The organism is Treponema sp. R6D11 (assembly GCF_054786075.1).
This window is the reverse complement of record NZ_BDHD01001198.1, coordinates 1-361: the sequence shown is the minus strand read 5'-3', so window position 1 is coordinate 361 and position 361 is coordinate 1. Positions and strand designations below refer to the sequence as shown.

The 361-nt window shown below is 50.1% G+C and carries 1 pseudogene; it reads right to left on the bottom strand.

Annotated features, from left to right (window positions below):
- A pseudogene (locus tag ACYVTD_RS18095) lies at positions 1 to 323 on the bottom strand (ABC transporter substrate-binding protein); the annotation flags it as partial.
- Positions 324 to 361 lie beyond the last annotated feature (38 nt).

The window sequence follows — 361 nt, the reverse complement described above, 5'->3', positions numbered from 1 at the left end:
AACCAGGCCTTGCCCGCCATGCGGTCTGTCAGCATGGAAAGCAGGAAAGACTGCGCCTGCCAAACGCCCTTGTTCCCGAACATAAGGGGTGTAAGCCCCGCCTGCCGGATTCTGGGACCCTGGGCAATCATTTCGTCCAATGTGGCGGGCATGGCAAGTCCCAAATCACGCTGGAGTTTTGTATTAGCGTATATTACCGTACAAACCGCCATGTTGGGAGAAATAATATATATTTCCCCGTTTGGCCCCTGAGGTTCCCAAATGGTAGGATTGTAATAAGACTTGAATTCATCTGTAAGAAACGGCCTTAGATCTTTAACCATTCCGCGGTTCAGAATGTAATTTGAACGCGCTCCGGCAT